Source organism: Brevibacterium sp. NPDC049920 (assembly GCF_040656435.1).
GTDB lineage: Bacteria > Actinomycetota > Actinomycetes > Actinomycetales > Brevibacteriaceae > Brevibacterium > Brevibacterium pityocampae.
In genome coordinates this window covers 61894-84761 of record NZ_JBFAMF010000001.1, presented here as the reverse complement: position 1 = coordinate 84761, position 22868 = coordinate 61894, and the positions used below count along the sequence as shown (strand labels likewise).

At 67.7% G+C, this 22868-nt stretch carries 30 protein-coding genes and 1 pseudogene; 28 read left to right on the top strand and 3 right to left on the bottom strand.

Going from position 1 to position 22868, the window contains the following annotated elements:
• Window positions 1-56: 56 nt before the first annotated feature.
• The 3 genes from AB0I45_RS00460 to AB0I45_RS00450 form a co-directional block, all read right to left on the bottom strand.
• The gene (locus AB0I45_RS00460) at window positions 57-827 is read right to left on the bottom strand and encodes a zinc-binding dehydrogenase (protein ID WP_360316405.1); all 771 of its coding nucleotides are present in this window, start codon (window positions 825-827) and stop codon (window positions 57-59) included.
• 423 nt (window positions 828-1250) lie between these two features.
• Window positions 1251-2276, bottom strand: a complete 1026-nt coding sequence (locus AB0I45_RS00455) for an ATP-dependent 6-phosphofructokinase (RefSeq protein ID WP_295686739.1) — start codon at window positions 2274-2276, stop codon at window positions 1251-1253.
• 163 nt (window positions 2277-2439) lie between these two features.
• Window positions 2440-3138, bottom strand: coding sequence for a DUF1707 domain-containing protein (locus AB0I45_RS00450; RefSeq protein ID WP_295686742.1), 699 nt, complete (start codon window positions 3136-3138; stop codon window positions 2440-2442).
• Between the two features lie 410 nt (window positions 3139-3548).
• On the opposite strand from AB0I45_RS00450, the gene rpsL reads away from it, so the two are divergent.
• From rpsL to rplO, 28 genes and pseudogenes are all read left to right on the top strand, one after another.
• On the top strand, window positions 3549-3923 hold the full coding sequence (gene rpsL / locus AB0I45_RS00445; RefSeq protein WP_102161472.1) for a 30S ribosomal protein S12: 375 nt from the start codon (window positions 3549-3551) through the stop codon (window positions 3921-3923).
• On the top strand, window positions 3923-4393 hold the full coding sequence (gene rpsG, locus AB0I45_RS00440) for a 30S ribosomal protein S7 (protein ID WP_137317982.1): 471 nt from the start codon (window positions 3923-3925) through the stop codon (window positions 4391-4393). The genes rpsL and rpsG overlap by 1 nt, the downstream gene beginning before the upstream one ends.
• 69 nt (window positions 4394-4462) lie before the next feature.
• Window positions 4463-6565, top strand: a complete 2103-nt coding sequence (gene fusA, locus AB0I45_RS00435) for an elongation factor G (RefSeq protein WP_360315922.1) — start codon at window positions 4463-4465, stop codon at window positions 6563-6565.
• Between the two features lie 108 nt (window positions 6566-6673).
• A complete protein-coding gene (gene tuf / locus AB0I45_RS00430; protein ID WP_247618314.1) occupies window positions 6674-7867 on the top strand; it encodes an elongation factor Tu in 1194 nt (397 codons plus the stop codon).
• 303 nt (window positions 7868-8170) lie between these two features.
• Window positions 8171-9355 (top strand): extracellular solute-binding protein, encoded by a 1185-nt coding sequence (locus AB0I45_RS00425; protein WP_360316402.1) that lies wholly within the window; start codon window positions 8171-8173, stop codon window positions 9353-9355.
• A complete protein-coding gene (locus AB0I45_RS00420; RefSeq protein ID WP_345029913.1) occupies window positions 9352-10338 on the top strand; it encodes a sugar ABC transporter permease in 987 nt (328 codons plus the stop codon). The genes AB0I45_RS00425 and AB0I45_RS00420 overlap by 4 nt, the downstream gene beginning before the upstream one ends.
• 3 nt (window positions 10339-10341) lie before the next feature.
• Entirely contained in the window at window positions 10342-11193 is an 852-nt protein-coding gene (locus tag AB0I45_RS00415; protein ID WP_345029909.1) for a carbohydrate ABC transporter permease, read from the top strand.
• A gap of 51 nt (window positions 11194-11244) precedes the next feature.
• Window positions 11245-12495 (top strand): annotated as a pseudogene (locus AB0I45_RS00410) (ABC transporter ATP-binding protein); the annotation flags it as partial.
• Window positions 12496-13104: 609 nt separating this feature from the next.
• Complete coding sequence (gene rpsJ, locus AB0I45_RS00405; protein ID WP_009379191.1) at window positions 13105-13413, top strand: 30S ribosomal protein S10; 309 nt, start codon at window positions 13105-13107, stop codon at window positions 13411-13413.
• Window positions 13414-13431: 18 nt separating this feature from the next.
• Entirely contained in the window at window positions 13432-14097 is a 666-nt protein-coding gene (rplC, locus tag AB0I45_RS00400) for a 50S ribosomal protein L3 (RefSeq protein ID WP_247618364.1), read from the top strand.
• Between the two features lie 5 nt (window positions 14098-14102).
• Window positions 14103-14789 carry a 50S ribosomal protein L4 gene (gene rplD, locus AB0I45_RS00395; RefSeq protein ID WP_137317976.1) on the top strand — a complete coding sequence of 229 codons (687 nt, stop codon included), beginning with the start codon at window positions 14103-14105 and terminating at the stop codon, window positions 14787-14789.
• The gene (rplW, locus tag AB0I45_RS00390; RefSeq protein WP_101652159.1) at window positions 14786-15085 is read left to right on the top strand and encodes a 50S ribosomal protein L23; all 300 of its coding nucleotides are present in this window, start codon (window positions 14786-14788) and stop codon (window positions 15083-15085) included. The genes rplD and rplW overlap by 4 nt, the downstream gene beginning before the upstream one ends.
• A 31-nt stretch (window positions 15086-15116) precedes the next feature.
• Entirely contained in the window at window positions 15117-15953 is an 837-nt protein-coding gene (gene rplB / locus AB0I45_RS00385) for a 50S ribosomal protein L2 (RefSeq protein ID WP_137317975.1), read from the top strand.
• Between the two features lie 15 nt (window positions 15954-15968).
• On the top strand, window positions 15969-16250 hold the full coding sequence (rpsS, locus tag AB0I45_RS00380) for a 30S ribosomal protein S19 (protein WP_101652155.1): 282 nt from the start codon (window positions 15969-15971) through the stop codon (window positions 16248-16250).
• 44 nt (window positions 16251-16294) lie between these two features.
• Window positions 16295-16681, top strand: a complete 387-nt coding sequence (rplV, locus tag AB0I45_RS00375) for a 50S ribosomal protein L22 (protein WP_137317974.1) — start codon at window positions 16295-16297, stop codon at window positions 16679-16681.
• On the top strand, window positions 16681-17508 hold the full coding sequence (gene rpsC / locus AB0I45_RS00370; protein ID WP_137317973.1) for a 30S ribosomal protein S3: 828 nt from the start codon (window positions 16681-16683) through the stop codon (window positions 17506-17508). The genes rplV and rpsC overlap by 1 nt, the downstream gene beginning before the upstream one ends.
• 3 nt (window positions 17509-17511) lie before the next feature.
• Window positions 17512-17928, top strand: coding sequence for a 50S ribosomal protein L16 (gene rplP, locus AB0I45_RS00365; RefSeq protein ID WP_101652149.1), 417 nt, complete (start codon window positions 17512-17514; stop codon window positions 17926-17928).
• Between the two features lie 2 nt (window positions 17929-17930).
• On the top strand, window positions 17931-18182 hold the full coding sequence (gene rpmC, locus AB0I45_RS00360; RefSeq protein ID WP_137320279.1) for a 50S ribosomal protein L29: 252 nt from the start codon (window positions 17931-17933) through the stop codon (window positions 18180-18182).
• Window positions 18182-18472 (top strand): 30S ribosomal protein S17, encoded by a 291-nt coding sequence (gene rpsQ / locus AB0I45_RS00355; protein WP_345029901.1) that lies wholly within the window; start codon window positions 18182-18184, stop codon window positions 18470-18472. Before rpmC ends, rpsQ begins: the two co-directional genes overlap by 1 nt.
• 145 nt (window positions 18473-18617) lie before the next feature.
• Complete coding sequence (rplN, locus tag AB0I45_RS00350) at window positions 18618-18986, top strand: 50S ribosomal protein L14 (RefSeq protein ID WP_137317971.1); 369 nt, start codon at window positions 18618-18620, stop codon at window positions 18984-18986.
• Between the two features lie 2 nt (window positions 18987-18988).
• Window positions 18989-19357, top strand: a complete 369-nt coding sequence (gene rplX / locus AB0I45_RS00345) for a 50S ribosomal protein L24 (RefSeq protein ID WP_101652141.1) — start codon at window positions 18989-18991, stop codon at window positions 19355-19357.
• Window positions 19357-19929, top strand: coding sequence for a 50S ribosomal protein L5 (gene rplE, locus AB0I45_RS00340; RefSeq protein ID WP_137317969.1), 573 nt, complete (start codon window positions 19357-19359; stop codon window positions 19927-19929). The genes rplX and rplE overlap by 1 nt, the downstream gene beginning before the upstream one ends.
• Window positions 19930-19999: 70 nt before the next feature.
• Window positions 20000-20398 (top strand): 30S ribosomal protein S8, encoded by a 399-nt coding sequence (gene rpsH, locus AB0I45_RS00335; RefSeq protein ID WP_101652137.1) that lies wholly within the window; start codon window positions 20000-20002, stop codon window positions 20396-20398.
• Window positions 20399-20415: 17 nt separating this feature from the next.
• On the top strand, window positions 20416-20952 hold the full coding sequence (gene rplF, locus AB0I45_RS00330) for a 50S ribosomal protein L6 (RefSeq protein ID WP_137317968.1): 537 nt from the start codon (window positions 20416-20418) through the stop codon (window positions 20950-20952).
• A 2-nt stretch (window positions 20953-20954) separates the two neighbouring features.
• Window positions 20955-21335, top strand: coding sequence for a 50S ribosomal protein L18 (gene rplR, locus AB0I45_RS00325; RefSeq protein WP_360316398.1), 381 nt, complete (start codon window positions 20955-20957; stop codon window positions 21333-21335).
• Between the two features lie 26 nt (window positions 21336-21361).
• Window positions 21362-21994, top strand: coding sequence for a 30S ribosomal protein S5 (rpsE, locus tag AB0I45_RS00320; protein WP_137320277.1), 633 nt, complete (start codon window positions 21362-21364; stop codon window positions 21992-21994).
• Entirely contained in the window at window positions 21994-22176 is a 183-nt protein-coding gene (gene rpmD, locus AB0I45_RS00315; RefSeq protein WP_101652129.1) for a 50S ribosomal protein L30, read from the top strand. Before rpsE ends, rpmD begins: the two co-directional genes overlap by 1 nt.
• 1 nt (window position 22177) lies before the next feature.
• Window positions 22178-22630, top strand: a complete 453-nt coding sequence (gene rplO / locus AB0I45_RS00310) for a 50S ribosomal protein L15 (protein ID WP_137317966.1) — start codon at window positions 22178-22180, stop codon at window positions 22628-22630.
• The last annotated feature ends 238 nt before the right edge of the window (window positions 22631-22868 follow it).

The following is a 22868-nucleotide window of genomic DNA, read 5'->3' as shown; positions in this document are numbered from 1 at the left end:
TACTCGCGGGAATCCGAAAGAACCTGACCACTCGACGGGTGCTGCGGCGGCGCGGCTCAGTAGAGCGCGACGAGGCGCCCGACGACCTCGCCCTTGGCGAGCTTGTCGAGGCCCTCGGGGATGTCCTCGAAGCCGATCGTGGTGAGGGTGGGCTCGAGCTCGCCGGTGGCGAGGTACTCGTACACCCCGGCGATGTCCTCCTTGGTGCCGCCCTGCGAACCGATGAGGGTGACCTCGGAGAGGATGAGGGCCCTGGTCGAGATCGTCGCCTCGAGCCGGCCCATGCCGACCTGCACGACGATGCCGCCGCGGCGCACGGTCTCGATCGCCTCGGCGGTGGTGGTGCCGAAGCCGGCGTAGTCGATGATCGCGTCGAACTCGACGTCGGAGAACTCGCTGATTGACTTCGCGACGCCCTTGGCGCCGTTCTTCTTCGCGGCGTCCCAGACCTTCTCGTTCACCTCGGCGACGTAGACCTCGGCGCCGGCGAGGATCGCCACGCGCGCACCGATCTGGCCGAGCCCGCCGAAGCCGATGACGCCGATCTTCTTGCCGGGGCCGGCCTGGCCGTTGGTGATGATCGCGTGGTACGAGGTCATGCCCGCATCCGTCGCGGCCGCGCCCTGCTCCCAGGACACGCCGTCGGGGATCGGCACGAGCGCATTCGCGTCGAAGGCGATCTTCGGCTGGAAGCCGCCGTCGGCGACGTAGCCGGGAGCGCCGGCCGGGGTGGTCGGGCAGACGCCCACCCGGTCACCGACCTTGACGTTCGTCACGCCCTCGCCGAGCTCGGCGACGACGCCGGCGTTCTCGTGGCCGATGGTGATGGGCTGCTTGGGCAGGGTGGACAGCCACCCCTCGTCCTCGAGCAGACCGACATCGGAGTTGGCAGAAGCCCGCGGCCTTCATCTCGATGACGACCTGGCCGGGTCCGGCCTTCGGCTCCTCGACCTCGTTGAGGACGAGGGGCTCGTGGGTGTTCGTGAACTGCCATGCCTTCATGGGGCACCGCCTTCCTGTGCAGAGGTCCCGGCGGACCGGTAGGTGCACCGGGAATCGGATGATTCAACCATGAACCTCAACGCATACGAGGGCGATGGGGTTCACGGAGTGACCCTCGTCGTATCAGTCAGCGGCGGAATCGACCGCTGAGGTGCCCCGTGGTCCGCTCGGGCAGGTGGCCCACGGCCTGCTCGGGCAGGTGCCGCACGGCTCGAGCGGGCAGGGGAGGGACCTCTGCCTCGGGGCCCTCAGCCCAGCAGCACCTGCACCTCGTCCCAGCGGTTCCGGGGGACGAGCTTGAGGTTGTCGACGGCGTCGGCCATCCGGACGCGGGTGATGTCCGTGCCGTCGAGCGCGGCCATCTGGCCCCAGCCCTCGTCGAGCACGATATCGACGGCCGCCATCCCCAGACGGGTCGCGAGCACCCGGTCGTAGGCGGTGGGAGAGCCGCCGCGCTGCAGGTGGCCGAGGATCATCGCCCGGGTCTCGATCCCCGTGGCCTCCTCGATGAGCGGGGCGAGGTGGTCGCCGATCCCGCCGAGGCGCACCCGGCCGTGCTTGTCGGTGCCGCGGTCGGCGACCTGGTCCTCGACGCCCTCGGGCACGAACCCCTCGGCGACGACGACGAGCGGCGCGCGCCCGCGGTCCCAGGCCGAGCGCACCCAGTCGAAGATCTGCTCGTAGCTCACCGGGAACTCGGGGATGAGGATCGCATGGGCGCCGCCGGCCATCCCCGCCTGCAGGGCGATCCAGCCGACGTTGCGGCCCATCACCTCGAGGACCATGCAGCGGTGGTGGGAGTCGGCGGTGGTGCGCAGTCGGTCGATCGCCTCGGTGGCGATCGACTGGGCGGTGTCGAAGCCGAAGGTGTAGTCGGTGCCGTCGAGGTCGTTGTCGATGGTCTTCGGCACGCCGACGACGGGCATCCCCTCGTCGTCGGCGAGCCGGGCGGCGCCGGCCAGCGTGCCCTCGCCGCCGATCGCGATGATGGCATCGATCCCGCGGCGCTCCATCACGGTGCGCATCTGCTCAGGGCCGCCCTGGGAGTACGGGTGGGTCCGCGAGGTGCCGAGGATCGTGCCGCCGCGGCCGGACAGGCCGCGCACGTCGACCATGTGGAGCGGGTGGGTGTCGTCCTCGAGGAGCCCGCGCCAGCCGTCGCGGATCCCGGTGAAGGAGAAGCCGTGGGCCCGGATCCCCTTGCGCACCGCGCCGCGGATGACGGCGTTGAGGCCGGGGCCGTCGCCTCCCGAGGTCATGATTCCGATGTTCATCTGTTCTCCTTCGGTCGTGCGCGGATCGGTGCTGTCGTGCGCGGATCGGTGCTGGACGGGCGTCGGTGGTGCCGGCCCGGGCCCGGTCATGTGCCGTTCGGCTCCCATGCGGGTCCGGGTCGGGGATCCGGCTGCAGACTATCGACGCCGGATGAGCAGGAGGTTACGAGCGGGAGATCGCGCGCGCCCAGCCCGGGTCGATCTTGACGTCGTGGCCGGCCATGAGGCTGAAGCCGGTGAGCACGAGCGTGCCGTTCGAGCCGTCGCCGCGCGCGCCCTTCTTGATGTCGTTGCCGGCCAGGACGTTGATCGTGCGGTCGATGATCCGGACCCCGCCGGGGACGTAGATCGTGTTGCCGCCCATGAGCGCGTAGCAGTCGACCGTGATCTCCACCCCGGGTCCGAGCGAGTCGGTGAGGTAGAGATCGTCGCCGCCCATGACGCAGTAGCTGCGGACGGCGGGCGTGCCCGGGGCGACCTCGATCTCGCGGCCGCTGAGGATCGCCACGGAGTTCTCCTCCGGGCCGGACCCGGCACGCGCGGGGACCACCTCGCCCGCGCCCGAGGTGCGGGCCGGGACGATCGTGCCCGCACCGGACGCCCCGGGGCCGTCGGGGCCCGTGCCGAGCTGCCGCTGGATCCGCAGGGTGAGCTCGGCGCCCTCCGGCAGGTCGGCGATCGGCTCGAGGAGCTCGTCGAGGAACTTCGACCCCACGACGACCGTCTGCCGCTCGTCGACCTCGAGGGGATCGAGGCGCCCGGAGGCGTGCGCGGCGGCGAGCACGTCGAGGACGGCGTCGCGGTCCTGGTCGCCGGCCCGGATCCGCCGCGGTGCGGGCTCGATGGGGGAGTCGGGGGTCATGGACCCAACTCTAGGGCAGGACCCGGCGGCCCACCACAGACGGGGTGCGCCCGTGTTTTGACCGATGGAACCCGCACCGTCTACGCTTGACCGTGTCTGATTTCTTTCAGGCATGTCCGCACGCCCGCGTGTGGGCCGGGCCGTCGGGACCGTACTCCGGCGGCGCACACCGGACCACCGCATGGGCGAGCAGGCCGCACAGTCCACCTGCACCACCGGTCGGGCGCGGAGCCGTGAGCTCGCGACACACCCGACCTCGGGGTGGGAGGGGCCGTGCGTGGACTGGGATCGAGCAGGTCGCTTCACTCGATTCCGGTGGGACATGTGCGAGGGGTACGGGCAGGGTCCGCACCGGCGGCACCCGCGCCCTCGGACTTAGGAACAGCGAGAAGCAAACGGAGAAGAACTCAGTGCCGACAATCCAGCAGCTCGTCCGCAAGGGACGGCATGACAAGGCCGCGAAGAACGCGACGCCTGCCCTCAAGGGCAGCCCGCAGCGCCGCGGTGTGTGCACGCGTGTGTACACCACCACCCCCAAGAAGCCCAACTCGGCGCTCCGCAAGGTCGCCCGCGTGAAGCTCTCCAGCCAGATCGAGGTCACCGCCTATATCCCCGGCGAGGGCCACAACCTGCAGGAGCACTCGATCGTGCTCGTCCGCGGCGGTCGTGTGAAGGACCTCCCCGGCGTCCGCTACAAGATCGTGCGCGGCTCGCTCGACACCCAGGGAGTCAAGGGTCGTCAGCAGGCCCGCAGCCGCTACGGAGCCAAGAGGGAGAAGAAGTAATGCCACGTAAGGGCCCCGCACCCAAGCGCCCGGTCGTCATCGACCCGGTCTACAGCTCGCCGCTGGTCACCCAGCTCATCAACAAGATCCTCCTCGACGGCAAGCGCTCCACCGCCGAGCGCATCGTCTACGGCGCGCTCGCCGGCGCCGGCGAGAAGACGAACACGGATCCCGTCGTGCTGCTGAAGAAGGCGCTCGACAACATCCGTCCCTCGCTCGAGGTCCGGTCCCGCCGCGTCGGCGGTGCGACCTACCAGGTGCCGGTCGACGTGCGCCCCGTGCGCGCCACGACCCTCGCCCTGCGCTGGCTCGTGGGCTACTCGCGGCAGCGCCGCGAGAAGACCATGACCGAGCGTCTGCAGAACGAGATCATGGATGCCAGCAACGGCCTCGGCGCCGCAGTCAAGCGTCGCGAGGACACCCACAAGATGGCCGAGTCCAACAAGGCCTTCGCCCATTACCGCTGGTGACCTCCGGGCCGGGCGGACCACCGTCCGCCCGGCCGGTACACCCAGTCATCGAGACGAGAGAGAGACACCGTGGCACTCGACGTGCTGACCGACCTCAACAAGGTCCGCAACATCGGCATCATGGCCCACATCGACGCCGGTAAGACCACCACCACCGAACGCATCCTGTTCTACACCGGTGTGAACTACAAGATCGGCGAGACCCACGACGGCGCCTCGACGATGGACTGGATGGAGCAGGAGCAGGAGCGCGGCATCACCATCACCTCGGCTGCCACGACCTGCTACTGGGAGGGCAACCAGATCAACATCATCGACACCCCGGGGCACGTCGACTTCACCGTCGAGGTGGAGCGCTCCCTGCGCGTGCTCGATGGCGCCGTCGCCGTGTTCGACGGCAAGGAGGGCGTGGAGCCCCAGTCGGAGACCGTGTGGCGCCAGGCCGACAAGTACAACGTCCCGCGCGTGTGCTTCGTCAACAAGATGGACAAGCTCGGTGCGGACTTCTACTTCACCGTCTCCACCATCAAGGACCGTCTCGGTGCGAAGCCGCTGGTCATCCAGCTGCCGATCGGGGCGGAGAACGACTTCGCCGGAATCGTCGACCTCGTCGAGATGAAGGCCTGGATCTGGCCGGACGAATCCCAGAAGGGTCAGGACATGACCGAGACGGAGATTCCCGCCGACCTGGTCGAGCGCGCCGAGGAGTACCGCAACCAGCTCATCGAGGACGTCGCCGAGGCGGACGAGGAGCTCATGGAGAAGTACCTCGACGACGGTGAGCTCACCATCGACGAGATCAAGTCCGGTATCCGCAAGCTCACCATCGCCTCCGAGGCGTTCCCGGTGATGTGCGGTTCGGCGTTCAAGAACAAGGGCGTCCAGCCCATGCTCAACGCCGTCATCGACTACCTCCCGACCCCGCTCGACGTCGAGGCCGTCGAGGGCCACCCGGTGGGCGACGAGGAGACCGTCGTCACCCGCGAGCCCTCGACCAGCCAGCCCTTCTCGGCTCTCGCGTTCAAGGTCGCGACCCACCCGTTCTTCGGCTCGCTGACCTACGTCCGCGTGTACTCGGGCAAGGTCGCCTCCGGCGCCCCGGTGCTCAACACCACCACGGGCAAGAAGGAGCGCATCGGCAAGCTCTTCCAGATGCACTCCAACAAGGAGAACCCGGTGGAGGAGGCCGTCGCCGGCCACATCTACGCGTTCATCGGCCTCAAGGACACCACCACCGGTGACACCCTGAGCGACCCGAGCGATCCCGTCGTGCTCGAGTCGATGAGCTTCCCCGATCCCGTGATCTTCGTGGCGATCGAGCCCAAGACCAAGGGCGACCAGGAGAAACTGTCGACCGCGATCCAGAAGCTGGCCAAGGAGGATCCCACCTTCACGGTCAACCTCAACGACGAGACCGGTCAGACCGAGATCGGCGGCATGGGCGAGCTGCACCTCGACATCCTCGTCGACCGCATGAAGCGGGAGTTCAAGGTCGAGGCGAACGTCGGCAAGCCGCAGGTGGCCTACCGCGAGACCATCCGCCGCAAGGTGGAGAAGGTCGACTACACCCACAAGAAGCAGACGGGTGGATCCGGCCAATTCGCGAAGGTCCAGGTCACCTTCGAGCCGCTCGAGGTCACCGGTGAGACGATCTACGAGTTCGAGAACGCCATCACCGGCGGCCGCGTGCCCCGTGAGTACATCCCGAGCGTCGACGCCGGCATCCAGGACGCCATGCAGATGGGCGTGCTCGCCGGCTACCCGCTGGTGGGAGTCAAGGCCATCCTGGTCGACGGCGCCTACCACGACGTCGACTCCTCGGAGATGGCGTTCAAGATCGCCGGCTCGATGGTCCTCAAGGAGGGCGTCAAGAAGGCGAACCCGGTTCTGCTCGAACCGCTCATGGACGTCGAGGTCCGTACGCCCGAGGAGTACATGGGCGACGTCATCGGCGACCTGAACTCGCGGCGCGGACAGATCCAGTCGATGGAGGATGCATCGGGCGTCAAGGTCGTCCGCGCGTTCGTCCCGCTCTCGGAGATGTTCGGCTACATCGGCGACCTGCGGTCGAAGACCCAGGGCCGCGCCGTGTACTCGATGCAGTTCGAGAGCTACTCGGAGGTCCCGAAGGCTGTTGCCGAGGAGATCATCCAGAAGGTCCGCGGAGAGTAATCTCCGCCCCCAGTCTGCGCGGGCTGCCCGGCCCGACGGCTTATGAATATCCAACCCAGGCGTAGGATGTGAACCGCACATCCTGCACCACCCACGAGGAGGAACCCAGTGGCAAAGGCTAGCTTCGACAGGACCAAGCCGCACGTCAACATCGGCACGATCGGTCACGTCGACCACGGCAAGACCACGCTGACCGCGGCGATCACCAAGGTCCTGGCCGACAAGTACCCGGATCTCAACGAGGCGCGCGCCTTCGACCAGGTCGACAACGCGCCCGAGGAGAAGCAGCGCGGCATCACGATCAACGTGTCGCACGTCGAGTACCAGACCGAGAAGCGTCACTACGCTCACGTCGACGCCCCCGGTCACGCCGACTACATCAAGAACATGATCACCGGTGCGGCCCAGATGGACGGCGCGATCCTCGTGGTCGCCGCCACCGACGGCCCCATGCCCCAGACCCGTGAGCACGTGCTGCTCGCGCGTCAGGTCGGCGTGCCTTACATCGTGGTCGCGCTCAACAAGTCGGACATGGTCGACGACGAGGAGCTCCTCGAGCTCGTCGAGATGGAGGTGCGCGAGCTCCTCTCCGATCAGGAGTTCGACGGCGACAACGCCCCCGTCGTCAAGGTCTCGGCGCTCAAGGCGCTCGAGGGCGACGCCGAATGGGTCAAGACGGTCGAAGAGCTCATGGACCAGGTCGACGAGTACGTCCCGGAGCCGGAGCGCGACATCGACAAGCCGTTCCTCATGCCCGTCGAGGACGTCTTCACCATCACCGGCCGCGGCACCGTCGTGACCGGTCGTGTGGAGCGCGGTGTGCTCCTCCCCAACGAGGAGATCGAGATCGTCGGCATCAAGCCGACCTCCTCGAAGACCACCGTCACCGCCATCGAGATGTTCCGCAAGACCCTGCCGGACGCTCGCGCCGGTGAGAACGTCGGCCTCCTGCTGCGCGGCACCAAGCGCGAAGAGGTCGAGCGCGGTCAGGTCATCGTGAAGCCGGGTTCGATCACCCCGCACACCAAGTTCGAGGGCCAGGTCTACATCCTGTCCAAGGACGAGGGCGGCCGTCACAACCCGTTCTACTCGAACTACCGTCCGCAGTTCTACTTCCGGACCACCGACGTCACCGGCGTCATCACGCTGCCCGAGGGCACCGAGATGGTCATGCCGGGCGACAACACCGACATGTCGGTCGAGCTCATCCAGCCGATCGCCATGGAGGAGGGCCTCCGCTTCGCCATCCGCGAGGGCGGACGCACCGTCGGCGCCGGTCGTGTCACCAAGATCGTCGAGTGATCTGAAGCGCGACTGAGCAGAGGCCCCGGAGAGCGATCTCCGGGGCCTCTGTCGTGCCCGGGCGCCGTTCCCGACATCGCAGGGTGTGCCGTGCTAGCTCGGAAACCGGCTCTCCACACCCGTGCGTCCGGGGTTATGGAGGGGGCTGACAGGACATTTCGACGGCGACACGGAGGCTCGATGATGAGGCCGAGACAGCGGAGATCCAGGCGCCTGCTGCCCCTGGCGGCGGCCGCAGGAGCAGCGGTGATGGCACTCTCCGGCTGCCAGACCGACCCGGGCGGGAACACGATCACGTAGTACATCAACCCGGACAACGGCGGGCAGGATGCACTCGCGGAGAAGTGCAGCGCGGACTCCGGCGGCGAGTACCGGATCAGCACCTCGGTGCTGCCGAACGACGCGGAGAGCCAGCGCGAGCAGCTCATCCGGCGCCTCGCCTCGAACGACTCCTCGATCGACATCATGAGCCTCGACACCGTCTACGTTCCCGAGTTCGCCAATGCCGGCTACCTCGAGCCGGTGCCCGAGGAGTACACGGAGTCCTTCACCGAGGACGTCATCGAGGCCGCCGCGGAGTCCTCCTACTGGGAGGACGAGCTCGTCTCCGCCCCGCTCCAGGCCAACACCCAGATCCTGTGGTACCGCAAGTCCGTCGCCGAGGCCGCCGGGCTCGACATGTCGCAGCCGGTGACCTGGGACCAGATCATCGAGGCCGCGCAGAGCCAGGAGAAGGAGATCGGCGCACAGGGCATCCGCGCCGAGTCCCTCACCGTGTGGCTCAACGCCCTCATCGAATCCCAGGGTGGGCAGATCGTCGCCGATCCCGAGGCGGAGCCGGAGGAGACCGAGCTCGGCCTCGACACCCCGGAGGGGGAGAAGGCCGCGGAGATCATGTCGACGATCGGGAAGGAGGGCCTCGGCGGGCCCTCGTTCTCCAACCTCGACGAGAACGGCGCGCTGCTGCGTTTCCAGGGCGATAACGGCGGCTTCATGGTCAACTGGCCGTTCGTCTACTCGGCCCTCGTCGCGGGCGTCGAGGACGGCTCGATCGACCAGGCGGTCCTCGACGACGTCGGCTGGGCGCCGTACCCCGCCGTCGAGGAGGGCACCCCGGGCGCTGCTCCGTTCGGCGGCGTCAAGCTCGCCGTCGGCGCCTTCTCCTCGAACCCCGAGGCCGCGTTCGCCGCCGTCGACTGCATCCGCCAGCCGGAGAACCAGGCGGAGTACTTCATCACCGACGGTCTGCCCCCGGCGACCCGCGCGGCGTTCGACGATCAGGCGGTGCAGGACGAGCTGCCGTACGCGCAGGCGATCCTCGACTCCCTCGAGACCGCCGCCTCCCGTCCGATCTCGCCCTACTACTCGACGATCACCGGCGGCATCCAGCTGTCCTGGCACCCGCCGGCCGACATCGACCCGGCCACCACCCCGGCCGAGTCCACCGCACTCGTCCTGGAGATCATGCGCGGGGAGGCACTGCTGTGAGCGAATCGACCGAACTCCGCGGCCCCGGCGGCGCCTCCGCCCAGTCCCCGGGCACGACGCGCGCCCGCGAGAAGCCGGGCCGGACCGGGAAGCGGAAGCGCTACACCTCGGAGCGCAGCCGGGCCGAGGCGAAGCTCGGGCTCATGCTCGCCGCGCCGGCGGCGATCGTGCTCCTCCTCGTCACCGGATATCCGATCCTCCAGGCCGTCTACCAGTCGTTCTTCAACCTCCGGCTCACCGACCGGGAGAACGCGTACTTCAACTGGGGGGCGAACTACGTCACGGTGCTGTCCGATCCGCTGTGGTGGCAGACGCTGGGCTTCACGCTCCTCATCACCGTCGTCACCGTCGCCGTCGAGCTCGTCCTCGGTTTCTTCTTCGCGATGGTCATGCTCAACGCGATGAAGGGTGTGCGGGGGCCGATCCGCACGATCATCCTCGTGCCCTACGGCATCATCACCGTCGTCGCGGCGTTCTCGTGGAAGTACGCCTTCGACCTCGGCACCGGCTTCGTCGGCACGTGGTTCGGGATCGAGGGCTTCGACTGGTTCGGCAACTTCTGGTCCTCGTTCGCAGTCATCTCGCTCGCCGAGATCTGGAAGACCACGCCGTTCATCTCGCTCCTCATGCTCGCCGGGCTCGCGCAGATCCCCGGTGACATGGTCGAGGCCGCGACCGTCGACGGCGCGAGCTGGTGGCAGCGCCTCACCCGCGTCATCCTGCCGAACATGAAATCCGCGATCATGGTCGCCCTGATGTTCCGCACCCTCGAGGCGTTCCGGATCTTCGACTCCGTGTTCGTCATGACGCAGGGAGCCAACGGCACCGCGACGGTGTCCTCGCTCGCCTACGACCAGACGATCTCGCAGCTCCAGACGGGCCTCGGCTCCGCGGTCTCGGTGCTCCTGTTCCTCTGCGTGGGCCTCATCTGTCTCCTGTTCATCAAGGGGTTCCGCGTGAACCTCGGCGATTCGAGAGGTTGAGCCATGGCCGCCACCCGCACCACCTCGCCGCTGACGAAGACCCTGTGGATCGTCGCCTTCGTGCTCATCGCACTGTGGGCGCTGTTCCCCGTCGTCTGGATCCTGTCCCTGTCGCTCAAGAGCCCCTCGGACATCGCCAACCGGCAGTTCTGGCCGACGGAGCTGTCCTGGGAGAACTACGACCTCATCCTGTTCGGCGGCGCCCAGGAGCTGTTCCTGCCGGCGCTGCGGAACTCGATCGGGATCTGCCTCATCGCCACGCTCGTCGCCGTCGTCCTCTCCACCCTCGCCGCGTACGCGATCGCCCGGCTCGACTTCCCGGGCAAGAACGTCGTGCTCTACATGTCGCTGGCGATCACGGTGTTCCCGGTGATCTCGATCGTCACCCCGCTGTTCAACCTGTGGTCGAGGATCGGCCTCTACGACACGTGGCTCGGCCTCATCATCCCGTACCTCTCGCTCACCCTGCCGATCTCCATCTGGACGCTCACCTCGTTCTTCAAGGAGATCCCCTGGGAGCTCGAGCAGGCCGCGCAGGTCGACGGGGCGACTGCCTTCCAGGCGTTCCGCAAGGTCATCGTGCCGCTCGCCGCACCGGGCGTCTTCACCACCGCGATCATCGCCTTCTTCATCGCGTGGAACGACTTCCTCTACGGCATCTCGCTGACCTCGACCTCGGCGGCCCGCCCCGTGCCGGCGGCGCTGTCGTTCTTCACCGGCGCCTCGCAGTTCGAGGAGCCGGCCGGCTCGATCGCCGCCGCCTCGATCGTCGTGACGATCCCGGTGATCATCATCGTCCTCCTGTTCCAGCGCCAGATCGTCTCCGGCCTGACCTCGGGCGCGGTGAAGGGATGACCCGCGCGCTCGTCACACCGACCTCCGTTCGCCCCCGTCAAGGAGCACACCATGGCTGAAATCGAGCTCCGGAATCTCGTCAAGCGGTACGGCGACGGGTTCCCCGCCGTCAACGACGTCAGTCTGCGGATCGAAGACGGCGAGTTCGTCATCCTCGTCGGGCCCTCTGGCTCGGGCAAGTCCACCGTCCTGCGGATGATCGTCGGTCTCGAGGACATCACCGACGGCGACCTCCTCATCGACGGCGAGCGGGTCAACGACAAGGCCCCGCGCGACCGCGACCTGTCGATGGTGTTCCAGAACTACGCGCTCTACCCGCACCTCACGGTGTACGAGAACATCGCGTTCCCGCTGCGCCTCGACAAGACCTCGTACCCGGAGGACGAGGTGAAGGCGCGCGTCGACCGGGCGGCGACGATGCTCGAGCTCAGCGAGCACCTCGAGCGCAAGCCGGCGAACCTGTCCGGCGGCCAGCGCCAGCGCGTGGCCATGGGGCGCGCGATCGTCCGTGACGCCAAGGCGTTCCTGTTCGACGAGCCGCTGTCGAACCTCGACGCCAAGCTCCGCGGGCAGATGCGCACGGAGATCGCCCGGATGCAGCGCAACCTCGGCGTCACCACCGTCTACGTCACCCACGACCAGACCGAGGCGATGACGCTCGGGGACAAGGTCGCCGTCCTCAAGCGCGGCGCGCTGCAGCAGTATGCGAGCCCGCAGGAGCTCTACCGGGAGCCGGTCAACATCTTCGTCGCCGGCTTCATCGGATCCCCGTCGATGAACTTCCTGCCGGTGACCAATCGCGGCAACGGCGAGCTCGAGTCGCCCTTCGGCACCTTCCGGCTGCCGGAGGAGCGGGCCCGGGGGCTGGCCTCGGCGCCCGAGCTGCTCATCGCCGGCCTGCGCCCCGAGGCGTTCCAGGACGCCGACCTGCTCGAGGAGTCCGAGGTCGAGCGGGGCGCCGTGATCACCGCCGAGGTCGATGTCACCGAGTGGCTCGGCAACGAGATCTACGCCTACCTCCCCTTCGAGGCCACCCCCGAGGTGCAGGAGTCGCTCGACGAGCTCGACCGCGACCTCGACGGCGAGGGCATGCGCACCCAGGTCGTCGCCGCGCTCGACCCGCAGTCGCGAGTGCGCGAGGGCGACACCGTGCGCCTGTTCTTCGACCCTGCCGACGTCATGGTGTTCGACCCCGCGACCGGGGACAACCTCACCCGCGACGAGGAGCGCGCCGCGGAGATCACCCGGAAGTCGGAGGAGGCCCGGAGGCGGGCCCTCGAGCGCGCCCGCAGCGAGCAGGGCGCCGGAGGGCAGAAGCGCGGCAGCGGGAACGGTGCCGCGGGCGCGGGCCAGGGCGCGAGCGGCCGGACTGACGCCGGCACGGGCGACCGCACTGCGGACGGCGGCTCCACCCCGGGTCCCCCTCGACCGGGCGCTGAGCAGCCACCGGCGAACTGCGCGGTATCCGAAACGCGACGCGCAATTGCGCGACAGGTTCCGGATACCGCGCAGTCCATGAGACGATTCGGAGACCGGAGACCGGCAGGGGCGGTGGGACCGTACCGCCCCGCCCCCCTCCACCGCACGGTGCGGTGAAGGTCACAGACCGTCGTGCGCCCCGGATTTGCGGTGCCTTGGCGGCTGTGACAAGATGGACAAGTTGCATTTCGGCCTCATGACCCCTGCACAGCGGCACTCAGCCGCGAACAGGCCGGAATCCACCGGGAGAATCTGCCGCAGGCGGGTTCGTCAGCACCGGGCAGCCGATTGATGAAGTGTCAGCTTCGCCCGCAAGGGAGTGGCGACACGCCCGACCTCGGGGGTCGGTCACACCAAGCCGGAGCAGACCGCGCGATCCGTACAGGACGGCGGTTGATGTCCGGGAAGACCAAGAGAAAGAGTTACGACGCCATGGCGGGACAGAAGATCCGCATCCGGCTCAAGTCGTACGACCACGCGGTCATTGACAGTGCAGCACGCAAGATCGTGGACACTGTCACCCGCGCGGGCGCTACGGTCGTGGGCCCCGTGCCGTTGCCGACGGAGAAGAACGTGTACTGCGTCATCCGTTCGCCGCACAAGTACAAGGACAGCCGCGAGCACTTCGAGATGCGCACCCACAAGCGGCTCATCGACATCGTCGACCCGACGCCGAAGGCCGTCGACTCGCTCATGCGACTCGACCTCGCCGACGACGTCAACATCGAGATCAAGCTCTAAGGGGGAGTAATGGCCAACATGCGTTCCAAGGCTCTCCCGACCACCCGCACCGTCAAGGGACTCCTGGGCACCAAGCTCGGCATGACCCAGGTGTGGGACGAGCAGAGCAACCTGGTCCCGGTCACCGTGATCGCCGCCGGGTCGAATGTCGTCACGCAGATCCGCAACGAAGAGGTCGACGGCTACACCGCCGTGCAGATCGCCTTCGGCGAGATCGATCCGCGCAAGGTCGACAAGCCCACCGCCGGACACTTCGAGAAGGCCGGGGTCGCCCCCCGCCGCCACCTCGTCGAGCTGCGCACCGCCGATGCCGGTGAGTACGAGCTCGGCCAGGAGCTCGGCGCAGACGTGTTCGAGGCCGGCACCAAGATCGACGTGACCGCCAAGAGCAAGGGCAAGGGCACCGCCGGCGTCATGAAGCGCCACGGCTTCGCCGGCGTGGGCGCCTCGCACGGCGCGCACCGCAACCACCGCAAGGCGGGCTCGATCGGCGGGGCTTCGACCCCCGGTCGCGTCTTCAAGGGCCTGCGGATGGCCGGTCGGATGGGCGCCGTCAAGCACACCACCCAGAACCTCACCGTCCACGCTGTCGACGCTGAGAACAATCTGCTCCTCATCAAGGGCGCCGTCCCCGGCCCCAAGGGCGCGGTCGTTCTCGTTCGCTCCGCCGCGAAGGAGGCCTGAGAGAGATGACTGAAACCACGACTATCGACGTCCTCGACGCCGCCGGCAAGAAGTCCGGAACCGCGCAGCTGCCCGCCGACGTGTTCGGGGTGGCGACCAACGTGCCGCTCATCCACCAGGTCGTCGTCGCCCAGCTCGCCGCGGCGCGCCAGGGTACCCACAAGACCAAGACCCGGTCCGAGGTCCGCGGCGGCGGGCGCAAGCCGTACCGCCAGAAGGGCACCGGCAACGCACGCCAGGGCTCGATCCGCGCCCCGCAGTACGCCGGCGGCGGGATCGTCCACGGCCCGGTGCCGCGCGACTACTCGCAGCGGACCCCCAAGAAGATGAAGGCCGCTGCGCTCCGCGGCGCCCTGTCCGACCGCGCACGCCTCGACCGCGTGTTCGTGGTCAGCGCACTCGTCGACGGGGACGTCCCGTCGACGAAGCAGGCCCGTGCGGCGCTGTCGAACCTCAGCGACCGGGCGAACAAGCTCGTCGTCGTCGAGCGCGCCGATGAGCTCACCTATCTCAGCGTCCGCAACCTCCCGAAGGTGCACGTGCTGCCCGCCGACCAGCTCAACACGTACGACGTGCTGATGGCCGACGACATCGTGTTCACCGAGGGCGCGCTGGCGACCTTCCTCGACGGTGCCGCCCGTGGCCGCGTCAAGGCAGGCGGACGCGACACCCGCGAGGAGGACGCAGAATGAGCGTGACGTTCAAGGACCCGCGCGACATCATCATCGCCCCGGTCGTCTCGGAGAAGACCTACAACCTGATGGACGAGGGCAAGTACACCTTCCTCGTCGATCCGCGGTCGAACAAGACCGAGATCAAGTACGCAATCGAATCCATCTTCGGTGTGAAGGTCGCATCGGTGAATACCCTGAATCGCCAGGGGAAGCGCCGTCGGACCCGCTCCGGCTGGGGCAAGCGCAATGACACCAAGCGTGCCATCGTCGCCCTCAAGGAAGGTTCGATCGACATTTTCGGCGGATCGCTCTAAGCGATACCCCTCGTAAGAAGGATCAAGACTCATGGGAATCCGTAAGCACAAGCCGACGACCCCGGGCCGACGCGGCTCCTCGGTCGCCGACTTTGTCGAAGTGACCCGGTCTACGCCGGAGAAGTCACTTCTGCGCCCGCTGTCCAAGAGCGGCGGCCGCAACAGCCAGGGACGCGTGACCACCCGCCATCACGGCGGCGGACACAAGCGCCAGTACCGTGTCATCGACTTCCGTCGCCATGACAAGGACGGTGTGCCCGCACGCGTCGCACACATCGAATACGACCCGAACCGCACGGCGCGCATCGCCCTGCTGCACTACGCGGACGGCGAGAAGCGCTACATCCTCGCGCCGAACCGCCTCAAGCAGGACGACCGCATCGAGGCCGGCCCGACGGCCGACATCAAGCCCGGCAACAGCCTGGCCCTGCGGAACATCCCGGTCGGCACCGTCGTCCACGCAGTCGAGCTGCGTCCGGGCGGCGGCGCCAAGATCGCCCGTTCCGCCGGCTCCTCGGTGCAGCTCGTCGCGAAGTACGGCCCCTACGCGCAGCTGCGCATGCCGTCCGGCGAGATCCGCAACGTCGACGTGCGCTGCCGCGCCACGGTCGGCGAGGTCGGCAACGCCGAGCAGTCGAACATCGACTGGGGCAAGGCGGGACGCATGCGCTGGAAGGGCAAGCGCCCGACCGTCCGCGGCGTCGTGATGAACCCCGTCGACCACCCGCACGGCGGTGGCGAGGGCAAGACCTCCGGTGGACGCCACCCGGTCAGCCCGTGGGGTCAGAAGGAAGGCCGCACCCGCAAGCCCAACAAGGAAAGCGACAAGCTCATCGTGCGTCGCCGCCGCACCGGCAAGAAGCGTTGATAGGGAGCCTGAAGAATGCCTCGTAGCCTCAAGAAGGGCCCCTTCGTTGACGAGCACCTGTACCAGAAGGTCGCTGCTCAGAACGAAAAGGGCACCAAGAACGTCATCAAGACCTGGTCCCGACGCTCGATGATCATCCCGGACTTCCTGGGACACACCATCGCGGTGCACGACGGACGCAAGCATGTCCCGGTGTTCATCACCGAGGCCATGGTCGGGCACAAGCTCGGCGAATTCGCCCAGACGCGGACTTTCCGCGGCCACGACAAGGACGATCGCAAGGGCCGCCGCCGCTGAGGCGGGCAGCTCGAAGCGATCTTCGACAAGGAAAGAAGGAAGCGATGGAAGCCAAGGCGAAGGCGCGTTACCTGCGCGTCACGCCCCAGAAGGCTCGGCGCGTCGTTGACCTCATTCGTGGTCAGCAGGCAACCGAAGCTCTGGCGGTGCTGAAATTTGCAGAACAGTCGGCGTCCGATCCGATCTACAAGCTCGTCGCCTCGGGCATCGCGAATGCGCGTGTCCAGGCCGACAAGCTCGGTGAGGCGTTCGACGAGAACGAACTGGTCATCTCGGAAGCATTCGTGGACGAGGGACCGACCATGAAGCGGTTCCGGCCTCGTGCCCAGGGACGTGCCTACCGCATCAACAAGCGCACCAGCCACATCACCGTCGTGCTGGCATCGGGAGACGACCTCCCGGTGGGCGCTTCACGGAAGGGGAACCGCTGATGGGACAGAAGATCAATCCCAACGGATTCCGTCTCGGAATCACCACCGACCACAAGTCGAAGTGGTACGCCGACTCGACCAAGGCCGGGCAGCGCTACAGCGACTACGTGGGCGAGGACGTCAAGATCCGCCGCCTGCTGAGCACCGGCCTCGAGCGGGCCGGCATCTCGAAGGTCAACATCGAGCGGACCCGTGACCGGGTGCGCGTCGACATCCGCACCGCGCGTCCCGGCATCGTCATCGGTCGCCGCGGCGCCGAGGCCGACCGCATCCGCGGGCAGCTCGAGAAGCTCACCGGCAAGCAGATCCAGCTCAACATCCTCGAGGTCAAGAACCCCGAGACCGATGCACAGCTGGTGGCGCAGGGCGTGGCCGAGCAGCTCGCGAGCCGCGTGGCCTTCCGCCGTGCGATGCGCAAAGCGATCCAGTCCGCGCAGCGGGCCGGCGCCAAGGGCATCCGCGTGCAGTGCGCCGGCCGTCTGGGCGGCGCCGAGATGAGCCGCTCGGAGTTCTACCGCGAGGGACGCGTGCCGTTGCACACCCTCCGGGCGAACATCGACTACGGCTTCTACGAGGCGCAGACGACCTTCGGCCGGATCGGCGTCAAGGTGTGGATCTACAAGGGCGACTTCACCGACAAGGAGATCGCCGCCCAGGAGGCCGCACAGCCGAACGCACGGGGCCCGCGCGGCGCCGGCGGCGGTGCCCGCGGTCGCGGTCGCGGAGGACGGGGTCGGGGCACCGACCGTCGTCCCGAGGGCGGCCAGAGGAAGACTGACAACACTGCCGAGGCGGCTCCGGCCGCAGCGGCCGGATCGGAGGGCTGACACATGCTGATCCCTCGTCGAGTCAAGCACCGCAAGCAGCACCACCCCAAGCGCGGCGGCATGTCCAAGGGCGGCAACGAGGTCACGTTCGGTGACTGGGGAGTCCAGGCTCTCGAGCCGGCCTACGTGACCAACCGGCAGATCGAGGCGGCTCGTATCGCGATGACCCGCCACATCAAGCGCGGCGGCAAGGTGTGGATCAACATCTACCCCGACCGCCCGCTGACCAAGAAGCCCGCCGAGACCCGCATGGGCTCCGGCAAGGGCTCACCCGAGTGGTGGGTGGCGAACGTCAAGCCCGGTCGAGTTCTGTTCGAGCTCGCCGGTGTCCCCGAGGAAGTCGCTCGCGAGGCCCTGCGCCTGGCGATCCACAAGCTTCCTCTCAAGGCCCGCATCGTGCGGCGCGAAGGTGGTGAATGACAATGGCGATCGGTTCCAAGGACCTGTCCATGGACGCCCTCGACGGCTTCGACAACGACCGTCTTGTCGAGGAGCTGAAGAAGGCCAAGGCCGAGCTGTTCAACCTCCGGTTCCAGTCGGCCACCGGTCAGCTCGAGAGCCACGGTCGGCTCAAGGCCGTGCGCCGCGACATCGCCCGGATCTACACCGTGCTCCGTGAGCGCGAGCTGTCGATCCGGACGAACCCGGCCGATGCCAAGGAAGAGGATAAGTGATGGCCGAGCAGACCCAGGCTGCCGCAGCACAGGAGTCGGAGCGCAACTCGCGCAAGACCGCGCGCGGCTACGTCGTCTCCGACAAGATGGACAAGACCATCGTGGTGGAGGTCGAGGACCGCAAGAAGCACCGTCTCTACGGCAAGATCATGCGGAAGACCAGCAAGATCAAGGTCCACGACGAGCAGAACACGGCAGGCATCGGCGACCTCGTCGTCGTGTCCGAGACCCGTCCGCTGTCGGCGACCAAGCGCTGGCGTCTCGTCGAGATCGTCGAGCGCGCCAAGTAAGAGGCCCGCACACGCCCCGGGTTCCCCCCGGTCCCGCCCCTTCCGCGGCGGCCACCGGGACTCCCGGGGCAGGGCACACACGTCAACCATCCGTTCCGTCAGGCTCGCCACCGGTGAGAACCGACGAGACGACAGGAGATAAGCAGTGATCCAGCAGGAGTCGCGACTCAAGGTCGCCGACAACACGGGCGCGAAGGAGATCCTCGCGATCCGGATCCTCGGCGGTTCCGGCCGGCGCTATGCCGGCATCGGCGACACGATCGTCGCCACCGTCAAGGACGCCATCCCCGGCGGCAACGTCAAGAAGGGCGACGTCGTCAAGGCGGTCGTCGTCCGCACCGTCAAGGAGCGCCGTCGCGCCGACGGCTCGTACATCAAGTTCGACGAGAACGCAGCGGTCATCCTCAAGACCGACGGCGAGCCTCGTGGAACCCGCATCTTCGGACCCGTCGGGCGCGAGCTGCGCGACAAGAAGTTCATGAAGATCATCTCGCTGGCGCCGGAGGTGTTGTGAGCATGGCAGCAAAGCTCAAGATCAAGAAGGGTGACCTCGTGCAGGTCATCGCCGGAGCCCGCGCCTCGCGCGGGGGCGACCGCGGCAAGCAGGGCAAGGTCCTCGAGGTGTTCCCCGAGACCAACCGCGTCCTCGTCGAGGGCGTCAACCGGGTGACCAAGCACCGCAAGGCCGGCCAGACCGCCTCGGGCGCCACCGCGGGCGGCATCGAGATCCACGAGGCACCGATCCACGTGGCCAAGGTGATGCTCGTCGATCCCAAGGACAACAAGCCGACCCGCGTGGGCTACCGCACCGAGGAAGTCGAGCGCGACGGCCGCACCCGCACCGTGCGGGTCCGCGTCTCGCGTCGTACCGGGGAGGACATCTGATGACCGACAGCACCGTGCAGACCCGCCCGGCACCGCGCCTCAAGCAGGTCTACCGTGAAGACATCGTGCCGAAGCTCCAGGAGGAGTTCGGCTACGGCAACCCGATGCAGGTCCCTGGCCTCGTCAAGGTCGTCGTGAACATGGGTGTCGGAGACGCCGCGCGCGACTCCAAGCTCATCGAGGGTGCGATCCGCGACCTCACCCTCATCACCGGCCAGAAGCCCGTGGTGACGAAGGCCCGGAAGTCGATCGCGCAGTTCAAGCTGCGCGAGGGACAGCCGATCGGCGCCCACGTCACCATGCGCGGGGCCCGGATGTGGGAGTTCCTCGACCGCGTCGTCTCGCTCGCGCTGCCGCGCATCCGCGACTTCCGCGGACTGTCGGACCGCCAGTTCGACGGCAACGGGAACTACACCTTCGGTCTGACCGAGCAGTCGATGTTCCACGAGATCGACCAGGACGCGATCGACCGCGTCCGCGGCATGGACATCACCGTGGTGACCACCGCCAAGACCGACGACGAAGGCCGGGCGCTGCTGCGCCACCTGGGCTTCCCGTTCAAGACCAACTGAATCTCTACGTTGTAGGTCCGACGCGGCGCACGCCGCCGACGAAACCCCAACGAGGAAGGGCAACAGCCCAATGACAATGACTGATCCCGTCGCAGACATGCTCACGCGTCTGCGCAACGCCAACTCGGCGTACCACGAGGATGTCAGCATGCCCTACAGCAAGCTGAAGTCGAACATCGCCGAGATCCTCAAGACCGAGGGCTTCATCTCCGACTGGCGCGTCGCTGACGCCGAGGTCGGCAAGAAGCTCGAGCTCGACCTCAAGTTCGGCCCCAACCGCGAGCGCTCGATCGCCGGCATCCGCCGCGTGTCGAAGCCCGGTCTGCGGGTCTACGCGAAGAGCACGAACCTGCCCAAGGTGCTCGGCGGACTCGGAATCGCGATCCTGTCGACCTCCTCGGGTCTGCTCACCGACAAGCAAGCATCGAAGAAGGGCGTGGGTGGGGAAGTCCTCGCCTACGTCTGGTAAGGAAGGGGGAGAGCACAATGTCACGTATTGGCAAGCAGCCGATCTCCGTTCCCTCCGGTGTCGAGGTGAAGATCGACGGTCGCCGCGTCTCCGTCAAGGGACCGAAGGGCGAGCTCGGACTCACCGTCGCCGAGCCCATCGAGGTCACCCTCGAGGACGGCGCCGTGAGCGTCACCCGTCCGAACGACGAGCGCGAATCGCGTTCGCTCCACGGACTCACCCGCACCCTGATCAACAACCAGATCGTCGGCGTCACCGAGGGCTACTCGAAGTCGCTCGAGATCGTCGGCACCGGTTACCGCGTGCAGGCCAAGGGCTCGAACCTCGAGTTCGCCCTCGGCTACAGCCACTCGATCACCGTCGAGCCGCCGGCCGGGATCACCTTCTCGGTCGAGGGCCAGAACAAGCTGACCGTCTCCGGCATCGACAAGCAGCTCGTCGGCGAGGTGGCGGCAAACATCCGCAAGCTGCGCAAGCCCGAGCCCTACAAGGGCAAGGGTGTGCGCTACGCCGGCGAGAACGTTCGCCGCAAGGTCGGAAAGGCTGGTAAGTGACCATGGCCTTCGGAAAGAAGCAGAGCTACGGCAAGGGCAAGGGCGCTGCACGCGCTCGCCGCCACGTCCGTCTGCGCAAGCACATCAACGGCACTGCCGAGCGTCCCCGTCTCGTCGTCAAGCGATCGAGCCGCCACGTGTTCGTGCAGGTCATCGACGACAGCGTCGGGAAGACCCTGGCATCGGCCTCCACCATGGAAGCCGATCTCCGGTCCGCCGGCGACGACAAGACCACGAAGGCACGCCGGGTCGGCGAGCTCGTCGCCGAGCGCGCCAAGGCCGCGGGCATCGGGTCCGTGGTGTTCGACCGCGGCGGCAACACCTACCACGGTCGTGTCGCCGCGATCGCCGAAGGTGCACGCGAAGGAGGACTGTCCCTGTGAGCACTGAAGAGAACAAGGACCAGCAGGTGGCCCAGACCGAGACCCCGCAGACCGATGACCGCAACCGCGGTCGCGGCCGGGGCCGCGGCGAGGGCGGCGGCCGCGACGGCCGTCGCGGCAACCGGCAGGACCGCGACGACAAGAACCAGTTCATCGAGCACGTCGTCACCATCAACCGCGTGTCGAAGGTGGTCAAGGGCGGACGCCGGTTCTCCTTCACCGCGCTCGTCGTCGTCGGTGACGGCAACGGCATGGTGGGCATGGGCTACGGTAAGGCCAAGGAAGTTCCCGCGGCCATCGCCAAGGGTGTCGAGGAGGCGAAGAAGAACTTCTTCCGTGTCCCCCGCATCCAGAAGACCATCCCGCACCCGGTGCAGGGTGAGGCCGCCGCAGGCGTCGTCCTGCTGCGTCCGGCCGCCCCGGGTACCGGCGTGATCGCCGGCGGTCCGGTCCGCGCCGTCCTCGACTGCGCCGGCGTCCACGACATCCTGTCGAAGTCGCTGGGCTCCTCGAACGCCATCAACATCGTGCACGCCACGATCGCGGCGCTCAAGGGCCTCGAGCGTCCCGAGGAGGTCGCGGCCCGCCGCGGCCTGCCGGTCGACGAAGTCGCGCCGTACGCGATGCTGCGCGCACAGGAGAGCGGAGCGAACGCCTGATGGCACAGCTGAAGATCACGCAGATCAAGTCCGAAATCGGTGGCAAGCAGAACCAGCGCGAAACCCTCCGGAGCCTCGGTCTCAAGAAGATCAACGACGTCGTCGTGAAAGAGGACCGGCCGGAGTTCCGCGGCATGGTGAACACCGTGCGCCACCTGGTGAAGTGCGAAGAGGTGGATTGAGATGGCAGAAGAGAATGTGCTGAAGCTGCACCACCTGCGTCCTGCCCCCGGCGCCAAGACCGCGAAGACCCGTGTGGGTCGCGGTGAGGCGTCGAAGGGCAAGACCGCCGGTCGCGGCACCAAGGGAACGAAGGCTCGTTACCAGGTTCCGCACGGCTTCGAGGGCGGGCAGACCCCGCTCCACATGCGGCTCCCGAAGCTGCGCGGGTTCAAGAACCCGAACAAGGTGACCTTCCAGGTCGTCAACCTCGACAAGCTCTCGTCGCTGTTCCCCGAGGGCGGCACCGTGGGTGTCGAGGACCTGGTCGCCAAGGGCGCCGTGCGCCCCAAGCAGCCGGTCAAGGTGCTGGGCACCGGAGAGATCTCCGTCAAGCTCGACATCACCGCCGACAAGTTCTCCGCGTCCGCGATCGAGAAGATCGAAGCGGCCGGAGGGAAGACGACGACCGCCTGAGGGTGACCCCTCGGCCCGGTCGCTGGGAGGGAGGTCGCCTGAGGGCGGCCTCCCTCCTGTCGCGTCCGCACCCCTGAGCGTGCACCGGGGACCCCCGTCCGGGGCCGGCCGTTCGGTTTCAGGGGCGCGGAACCACCCTGCTACAGTTCAACAGGTACTCTCAACGACTCATCATCCGAGGATCGCCGGCCCCTGCGCACGCGCGCGGCCGCCCGCCTTGGTGGACACCCCCAGGAGG